Annotated in this window: 12 protein-coding genes and 1 tRNA gene; 6 read left to right on the top strand and 7 right to left on the bottom strand. The window is 58.2% G+C overall.

All coding sequences use genetic code 11. From position 1 onward, the window contains the following. Positions 1–60: 60 nt before the first annotated feature. Positions 61–1143, top strand: a complete 1083-nt coding sequence (locus ACR2TX_RS01575; RefSeq protein WP_434130986.1) for an efflux RND transporter periplasmic adaptor subunit — start codon at positions 61–63, stop codon at positions 1141–1143. After that, positions 1140–4376: an efflux RND transporter permease subunit gene (locus tag ACR2TX_RS01570; protein ID WP_434130984.1), complete on the top strand. Its 3237-nt coding sequence runs from the start codon at positions 1140–1142 to the stop codon at positions 4374–4376. The genes ACR2TX_RS01575 and ACR2TX_RS01570 overlap by 4 nt, the downstream gene beginning before the upstream one ends. Before the next feature lie 377 nt (positions 4377–4753). Here the strand turns inward: ACR2TX_RS01570 and ACR2TX_RS01565 are convergent, their stop codons facing one another. Then, the gene (locus tag ACR2TX_RS01565) at positions 4754–5035 is read right to left on the bottom strand and encodes a DUF4389 domain-containing protein (protein WP_077731622.1); all 282 of its coding nucleotides are present in this window, start codon (positions 5033–5035) and stop codon (positions 4754–4756) included. A gap of 197 nt (positions 5036–5232) precedes the next feature. On the opposite strand from ACR2TX_RS01565, the gene ACR2TX_RS01560 reads away from it, so the two are divergent. Next, on the top strand, positions 5233–5748 hold the full coding sequence (locus ACR2TX_RS01560; protein ID WP_086134491.1) for a DUF2127 domain-containing protein: 516 nt from the start codon (positions 5233–5235) through the stop codon (positions 5746–5748). A 58-nt stretch (positions 5749–5806) separates the two neighbouring features. Here ACR2TX_RS01560 and ACR2TX_RS01555 read toward each other — a convergent pair. Further along, positions 5807–5880 (bottom strand) — tRNA-Gly (locus ACR2TX_RS01555). 152 nt (positions 5881–6032) lie between these two features. Between ACR2TX_RS01555 and ACR2TX_RS01550 the strand changes: the two genes are divergently transcribed. The 3 genes from ACR2TX_RS01550 (at position 6033) to ACR2TX_RS01540 (ending at position 8921) form a co-directional block, all read left to right on the top strand. Next, a complete protein-coding gene (locus tag ACR2TX_RS01550) occupies positions 6033–7460 on the top strand; it encodes a glutamate--cysteine ligase (RefSeq protein ID WP_434130982.1) in 1428 nt (475 codons plus the stop codon). Further along, positions 7448–8485: a M14 family metallopeptidase gene (locus ACR2TX_RS01545; RefSeq protein ID WP_077731625.1), complete on the top strand. Its 1038-nt coding sequence runs from the start codon at positions 7448–7450 to the stop codon at positions 8483–8485. The genes ACR2TX_RS01550 and ACR2TX_RS01545 overlap by 13 nt, the downstream gene beginning before the upstream one ends. Positions 8486–8636: 151 nt before the next feature. Next, the gene (locus ACR2TX_RS01540) at positions 8637–8921 is read left to right on the top strand and encodes a hypothetical protein (RefSeq protein WP_434130980.1); all 285 of its coding nucleotides are present in this window, start codon (positions 8637–8639) and stop codon (positions 8919–8921) included. Between the two features lie 64 nt (positions 8922–8985). Here ACR2TX_RS01540 and ACR2TX_RS01535 read toward each other — a convergent pair whose 3' ends face one another. From ACR2TX_RS01535 to ACR2TX_RS01515, 5 genes are all read right to left on the bottom strand, one after another. Then, positions 8986–9591: a peroxiredoxin gene (locus ACR2TX_RS01535; protein WP_077731627.1), complete on the bottom strand. Its 606-nt coding sequence runs from the start codon at positions 9589–9591 to the stop codon at positions 8986–8988. A gap of 34 nt (positions 9592–9625) precedes the next feature. Beyond that, entirely contained in the window at positions 9626–9853 is a 228-nt protein-coding gene (locus ACR2TX_RS01530; protein WP_077731628.1) for a hypothetical protein, read from the bottom strand. Positions 9854–10022: 169 nt separating this feature from the next. Further along, positions 10023–11003, bottom strand: coding sequence for a sulfur carrier protein ThiS (thiS, locus tag ACR2TX_RS01525; RefSeq protein WP_077731629.1), 981 nt, complete (start codon positions 11001–11003; stop codon positions 10023–10025). 3 nt (positions 11004–11006) lie between these two features. Beyond that, positions 11007–12110, bottom strand: coding sequence for a 3-deoxy-7-phosphoheptulonate synthase AroG (gene aroG / locus ACR2TX_RS01520; protein ID WP_077731687.1), 1104 nt, complete (start codon positions 12108–12110; stop codon positions 11007–11009). Between the two features lie 176 nt (positions 12111–12286). Next, on the bottom strand, positions 12287–12667 hold the full coding sequence (locus tag ACR2TX_RS01515; RefSeq protein ID WP_434130977.1) for a hydroxymyristoyl-ACP dehydratase: 381 nt from the start codon (positions 12665–12667) through the stop codon (positions 12287–12289). Positions 12668–12671 lie beyond the last annotated feature (4 nt).

Genomic DNA, 12671 nt, shown 5'->3' with positions numbered 1-12671 from the left:
ATTCAGACGCCGGGGACTTTTGCCCGACTACGAACAAGCAAGAAACCGATAGGCTAATTCATGACGCATGCCACGCACTCCCGGACCAAGCTTGTCTACGCCCTGATCGCGGTAGCCGTTTTGATCCTTCTTCTCGTGTGGATGCAGGGAGGCTTTAAGGACAAGGTGGAACCGGGGGTGAGCGAGGCCTTGGTGGATGGGGGAGTTGATAAGAACGCGTCTACGGCCCAGGTGATTCGAAAGGAAGTCGAAAAAGTCTTTGCCTGGCCCGGAACCATCGCGGCGCGGACGGTGGCGCAGATCGCTCCCAAGATTCCCGGCAGGATTCTGGAAATCACGGTTCGCGCGGGCGACCGCGTCAAGCAAGGCCAAGTGCTGGCACGCCTCGACGAACGGGAAACTCGGTCGCGCCTCGGCCAGGCGCGCGCCGCTCTCGCCGCCGCCGAGGCGCAAGCCGGACGCGCTCGTGCGGATGCGCGCCGAATCCAAAACCTCTACGACAAAGAGGCCGCGACCCGGCAAGCCCTCGATGCCGCCCTGGCGGCGGCGAGGACCGCCGAAGCGCAAGTGCGGGAAGCCAGGGACGCGATTCGCGAGGCGGAATCTTCACTGGCGGAAACGGTGTTGCGCGCGCCCTTCGACGGCGTCATCGTCGAACGCCGTCTGGAGCCGGGCGACATGGCGTTGCCCGGTTCGCCGACACTGGTTCTTCAGGAATCGCAGCGGCTTCGGATCGAGAGCGCCATTCCCGCCGAGTGTGCCGGCCTGGTCGAAATCGGGAATGAACTCAAGGTCCGCATCGCCAATCCGGAACGAGAACTCGATGCCGTGGTGGACGAAATTCAGCCCGCTGCCGATCCCAAGACCCGAACCGTGCTGGTGAAAGCCCGTTTGCCCGAAGATTCGGCCGTGCAGCCCGGCGCGTTCGGCTGGCTCTATCAAGCCTGCGGTCAGGACGAGGTGCTGTTGCTGCCGGTTTCCGCCGTGAGCCGCGTCGGACAGCTCGAGAGCGTGCGGCTGGTGGTGGACGATAAGGTCCGGCTGCGCCACGTCCGCACCGGCAAGCGCTACGACGGCCAGATCGAAATCCTTTCGGGGCTCAAGGAAGGCGACACCGTGCTGCTCCGGGAGGCCGGCCGATGAGCGCGGAAACCTCTGTCGAGCGGGGTTTGACGGCCCGCATCGTCGAGCTGTTCATCACCTCCAAGCTGTCGGTGTTGTTGCTGATCGCGTCCTTTCTGGTCGGGTTCGCCGCGCTGGTGCTGACGCCGCGCGAGGAAGAACCGCAGATCGTGGTGCCGGTGGCGGACGTTTTGATCAGCGCGCCCGGTGCCGATGCCGAGGAGGTCGAAAAACTGGTGTCAACGCCGCTGGAGACCCTGCTGAGGGAAGTGGACGGCGTGGAATACGTGTATTCCGCTTCGCGCGAAGGCGAGGCCCTGGTGACGGTGCGCTTCTATGTCGGCGAAGACCGCGAGGACAGCCTGGTCAAGGTATGGAACAAGCTGATGTCCAACCAGGACCGGATACCGCCCTTGGTCAGCTCCTGGACCGTAAAGCCGGTGGAAATAGACGATGTTCCCATCGTTACGCTGGCTTTGTCGTCGGACGATCCGGCTTACGATGCGGCGGCGCTGCGCCGTTTGGCCGACGAGACGAAGGACAAACTGGCCGTGGTGGAGGATGCCGGCAAGATTACCGTGGTCGGCGGAGAGCGCCGGCAGATCTCGGTTTATCCCGATCCCGCGCGTTTGGCGGCACACGGCGTAACCGTTCTGGACGTGATGCGAGCCTTGCAAGCCGCCAATATCAACCTGCAGGCCGGGACCTTCGAACAGGCCAACCGCGCCGTCCGCTTGGAGGCCGGTCCGTTCTTTACCAGCGCGGACGAAGTCGCCGGCACGCCGGTTGTGGCCGGGCAGGGCGGCAAACTGGTTTATCTCCGCGACGTGGCGGCGGTTATCGACGGTCCGCAGGAAGCATCGAGTTACACCCGGATCGGCTACGGGCCGGCAGCCGCCGAGAGCCCGCACCTGGGCGAAACGGAAGCCGCGAAGCCCGGCGAAGAGCGGCAATCGGTCACCGTAACCGTGGCCAAGCGGAAAGGGGCCAATGCGGTTGCGGTGGCCGAAGAGGTCATCGAGGCGGCGAACGAACTGTACGGCACCGTCATTCCGGAAAACGTCACCGTCAATATCACCCGCAATTACGGCGAGACCGCCAATCACAAGGTCAACGAACTGGTCCGGCATCTCTTCATCGCCATCGCCACGATCGTCGTCCTTTTGGCTTTCGCCTTGGGGCCGAAGGAGTCTTTCATCGTCGCCCTGGCGGTGCCGATGACTTTGGGCGTGACCCTGTTCTGCGATCTCATCTTCGGCTACACCATCAATCGCGTGACCCTGTTCGCGCTGATTCTGTCGCTGGGGCTCCTGGTGGACGATCCCATCGTCGATGTGGAAAACATCTTTCGCCATTTCCAGCTGCGCCGGGAGCCGCCCCTGGACGCCACCTTGACCGCGGTCGACGAGGTCCGTCCGCCCACCATCTTCGCGACCTTTACCGTCATCGTTTCCTTTCTGCCGATGTTCTTCATCACCGGCATGATGGGGCCGTACATGGCGCCCATGGCTTTCAACGTACCTATCGCGATGCTGATGTCGCTCCTGGTGGCGTTCACCGTAACCCCCTGGGCGAGCTATTACCTTCTGAAGAGCGAGTACGGCAAGGGCGAGGAAGCGTTCGATCTCAAGCAGAGCACGGTGTACCGGTTTTATCACCGCACCTTGGGCGGACTCCTGGCGACTGCCGGTCGGGCGAAGATTTTTCTGTGGCTGGTGCTGGCGGCCTTCGTAGTTTCTGCCTTGCTCGCGGTCTTCCGCATCGTGCCGCTCAAACTCCTGCCTTTCGACAACAAGAACGAACTGCAAATCGTCGTCGACATGCCGCGCGGCACCACACTGGAAGCATCCGACGCCGCCGCGCGGGCGCTGGGCGATTATCTCGCCACCGTCAACGAAGTGACCGATTACGAGACCTTCGTCGGACTCGCGTCGCCCATGGATTTCAACGGTTTGGTGCGGCATTACTATCTGCGGCGCGAGCCCCATCAGGCCGAGATTCGGATCAACCTGCTGCCCAAGGAACGGCGCGAGCAGCAGTCTCACGAAATCGCCCTGCGCATCCGTCCCGATATCGAGCGGATCGCCAAGGCTTACGGCGCCAATGCCAAGATCGTCGAAACCCCTCCGGGTCCCCCGGTGCTGTCCACCTTCGTGGCCGAGGTATACGGGCCTCTGGACGCGGCTTATTCCGATCTGGCGCGCGTCGCCGAGCGGGTGAAACAGGAGATCGCCGGGATAGAGGGCGTCGTGGATGTGGACGATACCGTCGACGAGCCGCAGACCGTGATCCGCTATCAGTTGGACCGTCAGCAGGCCGCGCTGCACGGCGTAACCGTGGCGGAGGTCGCGGAAACCCTGCGCGCAGCGTTGAACGGAATGTCCATCGGCGTCGTGCACATTTCGTCCGAGCGCCAGCCCTTGGAAATCGTCATGCGGCTGCGGCGTGCGGAACGCTCCTCCATGGCCGATCTGAATACGCTCCGGGTGAAAGGCCTGGACGGCTCGCTGGTGCCGCTGGGAGAAATCGGCCACGCGATCGAGGAGCCGGCCGATCTCACGATTTATCATAAAGATCTCAGGCGCCTGAGCTACGTTACCGCCGAAATGGCGGGGCGAAGTCCCGTGGAAGCCGTGTTCGACTGGTGGGACATCGAGGACGAAAAACCGCTGCCCGAAGGCTATACGGTCGATCTGGCCGGGGAAGGGGAGTGGAAGATCACGGTGGATGTGTTCCGGGATTTAGGGCTCGCGTTCGGTGCGGCCCTGCTCATGATTTACGTGCTTCTGGTGGCGCAGACGGGTTCCCTGGGGATGCCGCTCATCATCATGGTGGCCATTCCCTTGACCGTCATCGGCATCATGCCCGGCTTCGCGCTGCTCAACCTGCTGTTTACCGAGCCCGTGGCGGGTTTCGACAATCCCATCCTGTTCACCGCAACGGCCATGATCGGCATGATCGCTCTGGCCGGCATCGTGGTGCGCAATTCCATCATTCTCATCGACTTCATCGAGCGGCTGCGGGCTCAGGGCGAAACCCTCGTCGATGCCCTCATCGAGGCCGGTGCCACCCGTCTCCGCCCGATCTTTCTCACCGCCGCCGCCGCGCTGTTCGGCTCTTTCGTCATCACGCTGGATCCCATCTTCTCCGGCCTTGCCTGGAGTTTCATCTTCGGCATCTTCGCGTCGACCGCATTCTCCCTCTATGTGGTGCCGGTGGTTTATTACCTGCTGAATCGGAAAGCGGCGCAATAGCCGCCATCAGAGCCTTTTCCGGTATGTCGTAGCACTATCGGGAGGCCTTCGTCGGCAAGGGATTGCCGATCTACCGCATCTTTTCCAGGCTATATCTCTTGAAGGTGGAAGGCGCTTTGCCGGTCCGCGCCTCATCCGATCACTTCCTCGGCATCGGCCGGGATCTTCGCTCACGCGGCGGCACCTTTGCCGCAACAATTTGTACACAGCAGGCAACAAAATTTCGTGTGCGCATGAACTAACGGGCTGCCACGCTGTCTACATGTATGTGTTCTTCCTCCTCTTGACCCACCGTATGGTGGGTTTTTTTATTTTCGGGGATGCTGAAAGATAAGAGCTTGAAAGCTCGGATAATTGAGCAACGAACTCCGCGACCGTCAATCCTCTCTCGCTCCGAAAGCGGAAAACGGGAAAGGCATGCGGTCGGTGCTGTAGGACATGAAGAGCATCATGTTGTAAATCCACGCCGACAGGGCTTCACCCCATTTCACGCCGAGGCGGGTGGCTCGGCCGGTAAAGAGATGGGCGATGAACTGGAACAGGACGATGGCCCACAGAACAAAACGTACGATACCGAAGAGCGCAAAAAACAGAGCCATGAACAACAGGCGTTTAAAGGCGTTCATGCTGACTTGATTGTTGTCGATCGGGTCTTTCATAAAATGCAAAGGATAAGAAACATAGTGGAGCTACTCAAAAAGGTATTGCCAACGGTCTAGCACAGCCATCGGGGACATGGCGCATGACAGCCGGCGTTAAAAGATGCGACGTCGATCATATTCGCAATCCAATCGCTCGATCCCGAGTTCATTTGCTCAAAAAGTTGGCGGCCAAGGATTTTAGGAGGCGTGTGGTCATGGGACAACTATTATCTGCCAAGCAAAATAGCGTCGTCAGGTCTTCGCACTCGCCGGGAGGCTTACGCGTGATTGCGATAGTCGAGTTGAGCAAAGGTGTGCTGATCGTGCTGGCGGGATTCGGACTCCTCTCGCTTATCCATCATGATGTGCAGCAACTGGCTGAGGAAATTGTCGGTCATTTTCACCTCAATCCAGCCAGCCGGTATCCGCGAATTTTTATCGATTTGGCAGGACGGCTTTCTGATAAGAGGCTTTGGCTTTTTGCCGGTTTTGCATTTACGTACAGTGGGTTGCGGTTTATCGAGGCTTATGGATTATGGCGAGGACGGCGCTGGGCCGAGTGGTTCGCGGTGGCGAGCGGTGCCATCTATATTCCCATAGAGCTTTTCGAGTTGCTGGCCGGCGTCTCGTGGATCAAGGTCCTGACTTTCGCCGTCAATATTGGGATTGTGTCTTATGTGGGCTTTTCTCTATGGCAATCTCAAAGGAATAACCTGAGCCTGCCTGCGTAGGCGGTTCGAACTGAAGTGAAGCAACTTTGATGTTCGAGGATGAAGAAGGCGGGGGACGTGGAGCGGGTGATGGGAATCGAACCCACGTCATCAGCTTGGGAAGCTGAGGTTCTACCATTGAACTACACCCGCTTGTCTTCGTGATTTTAAGCGCTTTCGCTGGCCAGGATCAATCTTTTCGACCACTTTTGCGGTCTATAGCCTGCATAAGATAAATTGCGTCTTTGGTCGGCCTTAAGTCCGTGGCATGATGTGGTCAGAGCGCCAAAACTTTGGGGTGGAACATGGGGCAAGAGATAGAAAAAGCCCGGTTCTCCGATGCCGATTTCGATAATTTTCGCCAGCGCCTGGAAGCGGAAACTGGATTACTCAGCCGCTATGTCCGTAAGGGCGTGTGTTCGTCGCTGGGACCGATTACCGGGTTCGAGCTGGAATCCTGGCTAGTGGATTCGGAAATGAACCCCGCGCCGGTCAATGCCGCGTTTCTCGAAGCTTTCGGCGGCTCGCTCGCCTGTCCGGAGCTCGCGAAATTCAATGTGGAGTTCAATAGCGTGCCGCAATTCCTGCGGGGACAGGTGCTTTCGCAGCTTCGCGTCGATTTGGGCGAACTCTGGCGAAAGGCCTGCGCGGCGGCGGAATCTTTGGGCGTCGAACTCGTGGCGATCGGAATCTTACCTACGGTGCCCTCGGCGGTGCTCAATCTGAACAATATTTCGGAGATGAACCGATACCGGGCGCTAAACGAGCAGATTCTGTCGGCACGTCGCCAGGAGCCTTTGAAACTCGACATTTCCGGTCATCAGCATCTCGCGGTCGAACACCAGGACGTGATGCTGGAATCGGCGGCAACATCGTTTCAGATTCATCTCCAGGTTCCGCTTGAACGGGTACGGGAGTATTTCAATACCGCCATTCTGGTCTCCGCGCCGCTGGTAGCTGTTTCCGCCAATTCGCCGTTCTTGTTCGGAAAGGATCTGTGGGCGGAGACGCGGATTCCTCTGTTCGAGCAAGCGGTCGACAGCGGCGGTTTCCATGAGGCGAGCCACGGCCCCTTGCATAGAGTCGGCTTCGGCAGCGGTTATGCGAGGCACGCTATTACCGAGGTGTTCGAGGAGAATTTTCAACATTATCCGGTTTTGCTGCCGATACTGTCGGAGAGCCCGCCCGAGCAGTTCGCCCATTTGCGGCTGCACAACGGCACCATCTGGCGCTGGAACCGCCCTCTGGTCGGTTTCGATCCCGACGGCCGCCCCCATATCCGAATCGAGCATCGCGTTATTCCCGCAGGGCCGAGCATTGTGGATATGATCGCCAATGCGGCATTCTTTTACGGTTTGGTGGAAGCGTTCGCGAACGAGTACCATGAGCCGTTGATTCCGTTCGCTCAGGCCAAGGATAATTTTTATCAGGCGGCTCGATACGGCCTGGGGGCGCACGTGATTTGGCGGGACGAGACAAAGCTGCCGCTCAAGCCATGGCTTCTGCATGAACTGCTCCCGAAAGCGGAATCCGGTTTAAAGCGATTGGGGTTGGCGGAAGCGGATATCGCCTATTTTTTGGGCATTATCGAGCAACGGATATTATCCGGCCAGACCGGCAGCGAATGGCAACGCCGCTTTATAGAGAAACATCCTGGGGAATTTTCGACCATGACTCGCGAGTATCTGAATCGTCAGAAGAGCGGGGAGCCGGTTCATCGATGGCCGCTCTGATGGATGCTCCGTCTCTGACTCAACTGGACCATGTCCCGCAAGGATTGACCGAGATAGCCGCGGAACGCCTCCATACGATATTGCCGGGACCTACGCTCATTCATCTCCCGGGACGTCAGGAAAGACCCTTGTTCGTGTCCGTTCTGCTTCACGGCAATGAGCCTACCGGCCTACTTGCTGTGCAAAGCTTGCTCAGAAAGTATTCGGACCAGACTTTGCCGCGCGCGCTGTCGGTTTTCATCGGCAATGTCAGTGCGGCGCGGAATGGTGTGCGGCGGCTGGATGGGCAGGTGGATTACAATCGCATTTGGCCCGGAACTACGCATTCCGCTTGCCCTGAGACGGCCATGATGCAGTCGGTAATGGAAGAAATGGCCAGGCGTCGCGTTTTCGCCAGCATCGATGTGCACAACAATACCGGGGTGAACCCTCATTACGCCTGCGTCAACCGGCTGGACCACCGGTTTTTTCGATTGGCGTCCATGTTCAGCCGGTTGGTGATTTATTTTACCTATCCCAAAGGCACCCAAACCTCTGCTTTCGCCCGGCTGTGTCCTGCGGTTACCCTGGAATGTGGCAAGCCTGGACAAAAATACGGGAGCGAGCATGTCTTCGAATATTTGGACGCCTGCCTGCACCTCACCGATATACCGGACCACCCGGTTGCATCGCAGGATCTGGATTTTTATCACACGGTCGTACAAGTCACCGTGCGCGAGAACGTGTCCTTCGACTTTTCATCCGAGGACACCGACCTTCGGCTGAACGAAGATTTGGATCATCTTAATTTCACGGAATTGAGCGCCGGGACGGCTTTGGGAATGGTCAAGAACGGCTCGTCCACTCTTCCGTTCATCGCCTGCGACGAATCGGGGCACGATGTCGCCGCCGACTATTTCGAAATTCGCGAAGACCGGCTGGTGCTGAAAAGGGCGGTGATGCCGTCCATGCTGACCTTGGACAAGCGAATTATCCGACAGGACTGCTTCTGCTATTTGATGGAGAGGAAATCGCTCAATCTTTGATGGTGAAAGGAGTCCGGATCTTTTGTATCGTACGCTGTTACGAAGCGCTTACCATCTCCCGGAGCACGGTCTGGACAAGACAGCTTCGCGATGCCGGAACAACCGGCAAATCTACAACTATTAAAACAATATCACTCAGAGGAGAGGCACCATGATAGGCGGCGTTGTCGCAGTGTTGATCGCATACTGGTTTTATCGGAGCGCGGAAGATCGCGGTCTTCCGACTTTTCAATGGGCTTTCGCGGGGCTATTGGCGTTTTACGTACCCAATTTCGCTTGGAGCTTGTTGGTCGCAAAGCCGTGGATTGCTTCACTCCACGTACAGCAAGCAAGCTTCTCGACCGGGCTGATCAATTTTTCATCGGTTGCCCTCGGTCTCGTGTGCGCCGTGCTGGTTCGGCATTTTTTCTTGCCCAAGGCAGCTAAGGCGCAGTAGCAGAAGACAAAAACGCCCCGCCGGCGTGCGCAGGCGGGGCGTTGATGCGGGAAAAACCCGGATTTTAGAGATTGGCCGCGTTCTTGCTCAGGTAATCGGCCACGCCTTCGGGGTTGGCGTTCATGCCGGTCTTGCCTTTGTTCCAGCCGGCCGGGCAAACTTCGCCGTGCTCTTCGCAGAACTGGAGTGCGTCGACCATGCGGACGAGTTCGTCCATGTTACGGCCCAGCGGCAAATCGTTGACGACCTGGTGACGGACGATGCCGCTCCGGTCGATCAGGAAACTACCGCGATAGGCCACGGCCGCGCCTTCCACTTCTACATCGTAAGCCTTGGCGATGGCGTGGCTGACGTCCGCCACCATGGTGTACCGCACCTGGCCGATGCCGCCTTTTTCAACCGGCGTGTTACGCCAGGCGTTGTGGGTGAACTGGGAATCGATGGAAACCGCGATGACTTCTACGCCGCGCTTTTTGAATTCGTCGATACGGTGATCGAGGGCGATCAATTCGGTCGGGCAGACGAAGGTGAAATCCAGCGGATAAAAAACAATGGCGGCGTACTTGCCTTTGGTTTCCTTCGAGAACCAGTAGTTGTCGACGATCTTGCCATCGCCAAGAACAGCGGCCGCTTGAAAATCGGGGGCGGGTTTACCGACTAATACGCTCATCAATCGTCTCCTTTAATTGTGAATTGTGTCAGGTTTAGATGTACTGGCCATAAGCCACGGAAACCGATCCGGTGGCTTCAAAAGCTTCGGTCATCCTTAAAATGACGGCCGAAAGATCAAAATCAAGAGCCATCGATTCTACACAAAAATAGTCAGAAATTCTTCCCGCAATCCACGCGGGATGACGAACGGAAAAGCCTGCCGCGCTTAGATTGTTGCCCGTCGTTTTGCCGGCGACACAGTATTTTTCCGCCGGCAACAATGGCAGGAATACCGCTTGCTCGTGAATTATTAACCCGGCCTATAAATATAGGCCGGGTTAATCCGGGGCAGGGATGCCCCGGCGCGGCGACAAGCCGCGTGAGCCCAGGCCGGGCGTGTACCGGCCTGGGCGGCGGCCCGAAATACCAGGAGGGTATTTAGGGGCCTGATTAATAAAAGAACAGCCCTGATTCGGGTGAGGAAGCCGAAGCGTAGCGGCGGCGCGGCATGCGGCCGGCGAGAAACGCCTCGCGGCCCGCTTCCACGGCCTTTTTCATGGCTTGTGCCATCAGTACGGGGTTTTTCGCCTCCGCAATGGCGGTATTCATCAATACGCCGTGGCAGCCGAGTTCCATGGCGACGGCGGCGTCGGACGCCGTGCCCACGCCGGCGTCCACCAGAATGGGAACCTTGGCGTTTTCGATGATGGTCAGAATGTTGTAGGGGTTGCGTATACCCAATCCGGAGCCGATCGGCGCAGCGAGCGGCATGACGGCGACACAACCGAGCTCTTCGAGTCGTTTGGCCACCACCGGATCATCGCTGGTATAAACCATGACTTCGAATCCTTCCTTGATCAGAATTTCGGCAGCCGCCAAAGTGCCGGTAACGTCCGGATACAGCGTTTTGGGATCGCCCAGCACTTCCAGCTTGACCAGCTTGTGGCCGCCCAAGAGCTCTCGGGCGAGCCGGCAGGTACGCACTGCGTCTTCCACGGTATAACACCCGGCCGTATTGGGCAGCAGGGTGTAACGATCCGGCGGAACCGCATCGAGCAGATTGGGCTGACCGGGGTCTTGCCCGATGTTGCTGCGGCGTATGGCGATCGTGACGATCTCCGCCCCGGAAGCCTCCACGCAACGGCGGGTTTCGTCCAGATCCTTGTATTTCCCGGTCCCGACCAGGAGCCTCGAATGATAAGTGCGGCCGGCGATGACCAAGGGATCGGCTTGTCCGCCGCCAATGGCATGTACGATTTCTATTTTATCGTCCATAGCGAGTCGATGATCTTCATAGTGCCCGTGAGGCACGATTTCTCGGTTGAGTTCTACGGCGATGCGTTTGCCGCCCAGATTCAATTCGGCGATAAGGTCCGCGAGCGTCGCTCCATCAGCTACGGTACGCAGTTCGCCATTGACGAAAATACGCATGATTCAGGTGCTCGATCGGATAAGCTCTGCGGCGGTTTCTTGGCGGCCATGTCGGCGCCGGCGAGCCACGCCTTTCGCCAAGCGTTGCAGCAGAGAGTTGCTGTCGTCCCAGCCGAGGCAGGGATCCGTAATGCTGAGGCCGTATTCCAGCGGCTTGCGCGGCTCGAGTTTCTGATTGCCGGCTTTCAAATGGCTTTCGATCATGACGCCGAAGATGCGGTAATCGCCGGCTTCGAGTTGCATCGCCACATCCGTTCCTACGCTCAATTGGCGGTGATAATCCTTCATGCAGTTGGCGTGACTGAAATCGATCATGATGTTGGGTGGCAGGCCCGCCTTTTCCAGAGCCTGAGCCGTGGCCTCCACGCTCTCGGCATCGTAGTTCGGCTGCTTTCCACCGCGGAGAATTATGTGACTGTCTTCGTTGCCCGTGGTCGAAAAAATGGCTGAATGGCCCGCCTTGGTCAAGGACAGAAAATGATGCGGACGTCTGGCCGCGCTGATGGCGTCTATGGCTACTTTGATACCGCCGTCGGTGGCATTCTTGAAGCCGACGGGGCAGGAAAGGCCGGAAGCCAGTTCACGGTGCACCTGGCTTTCCGTGGTGCGGGCGCCGATCGCCCCCCAGGCGATAAGGTCCGACACGTATTGCGGCGTAATCAGATCGAGATATTCGGTGGCGGACGGCATGCCAATCTGGTTCAGATTGAGCAGCAGTTGCCGGGCTAATCTCAGCCCTTTGTTGATATTGAAGCTCTCGTCCAGACATGGATCGTTGATCAACCCTTTCCAGCCTATCGTGGTCCTGGGCTTCTCGAAGTAAACCCGCATGACGATCACCAGATCGTCGACCAGCTCCCGCTTCGCTTCCAGCAAGCGTCTGGCGTACTCCAGAGCGGCTTCGGGATCGTGAATCGAGCACGGACCTATGACGACGAGCAGGCGGTCGTCCTGGCCGGCCAGAATACGGTGGATTTCCCTGCGCGCTTGTAAAGTCGTCAGCGCGGCCTCTTGGGTGATGGGAAATTCTTCGTGAACCTGTACGGGCGGAATGACCTCCTTAACTTCGCAAATGCGCAAATCGTCCGTGTTGTATTCGTTATGCATTACCGCCATGATCTCCGAGAGCTGTTTCATAGCCTTGTCTTACCGCAGGAATCGCCTCGTTTGCCCAAATAGAAGCGCGTTATAAAAGGTTAAGTATTGTACTCTCCCGAGGAGGGTGGTTCTACCCGATGCAGTGTTTTCCAAAGAAACGGTCCCGAGCGATATCCCGGTTCGGCTTAGGCCGACAAGAACACCGATACCCTACCCGTGAGAAGAACGTTGCCGTTCGATTCGACGGCAAAAGCGTACAGCAAACCGGTTTCATTTCCGTGAAGTTTTTCCGCTCGAATTACGAGCGTGGATTCGATTCTGTTCAAGTACCCGACGGCGAGTTCGAGCTCGCGAACGGCCGCCAGATAGCCCGGTTTCACCGGAGTATCTTGTTTTCCGGCCAACAGGCTCCCATGTATCGCGGCCGCTTGAGCGGCATATTCGATGCCGCATACGGCGCTTAAGCCCTCTTGACGGCGTAGCGGATTATCCGACCGCCGGTGGCTGGTGGCCGACGCGACAATGCGGGTTTCATCCCAGTCGAGTATGTCATCGAGCAGGCACATGGTC

The organism is Methylocaldum sp. GT1BB (assembly GCF_051027545.1).
In the GTDB taxonomy this organism is placed as follows: domain Bacteria; phylum Pseudomonadota; class Gammaproteobacteria; order Methylococcales; family Methylococcaceae; genus Methylocaldum.
Note: the sequence above shows the minus strand (reverse complement) of the source record. Positions and strands in the feature narration are given on the sequence as shown.

What these genes read in the sequence shown, in the direction of transcription:
- thiS (WP_077731629.1), bottom strand. Translation starts at nt 11,003, where the DNA reads ATGCGTATTTTCGTCAATGGCGAACTGCGTACCGTAGCTGATGGAGCG.
- ACR2TX_RS01560 (WP_086134491.1), top strand. Translation starts at nt 5,233, where the DNA reads ATGGGACAACTATTATCTGCCAAGCAAAATAGCGTCGTCAGGTCTTCG.
- ACR2TX_RS01515 (WP_434130977.1), bottom strand. Translation starts at nt 12,667, where the DNA reads ATGTGCCTGCTCGATGACATACTCGACTGGGATGAAACCCGCATTGTC.
- ACR2TX_RS01565 (WP_077731622.1), bottom strand. Translation starts at nt 5,035, where the DNA reads ATGAAAGACCCGATCGACAACAATCAAGTCAGCATGAACGCCTTTAAA.
- ACR2TX_RS01570 (WP_434130984.1), top strand. Translation starts at nt 1,140, where the DNA reads ATGAGCGCGGAAACCTCTGTCGAGCGGGGTTTGACGGCCCGCATCGTC.
- ACR2TX_RS01575 (WP_434130986.1), top strand. Translation starts at nt 61, where the DNA reads ATGACGCATGCCACGCACTCCCGGACCAAGCTTGTCTACGCCCTGATC.
- aroG (WP_077731687.1), bottom strand. Translation starts at nt 12,110, where the DNA reads ATGCATAACGAATACAACACGGACGATTTGCGCATTTGCGAAGTTAAG.
- ACR2TX_RS01550 (WP_434130982.1), top strand. Translation starts at nt 6,033, where the DNA reads ATGGGGCAAGAGATAGAAAAAGCCCGGTTCTCCGATGCCGATTTCGAT.
- ACR2TX_RS01540 (WP_434130980.1), top strand. Translation starts at nt 8,637, where the DNA reads ATGATAGGCGGCGTTGTCGCAGTGTTGATCGCATACTGGTTTTATCGG.
- ACR2TX_RS01535 (WP_077731627.1), bottom strand. Translation starts at nt 9,591, where the DNA reads ATGAGCGTATTAGTCGGTAAACCCGCCCCCGATTTTCAAGCGGCCGCT.
- ACR2TX_RS01545 (WP_077731625.1), top strand. Translation starts at nt 7,448, where the DNA reads ATGGCCGCTCTGATGGATGCTCCGTCTCTGACTCAACTGGACCATGTC.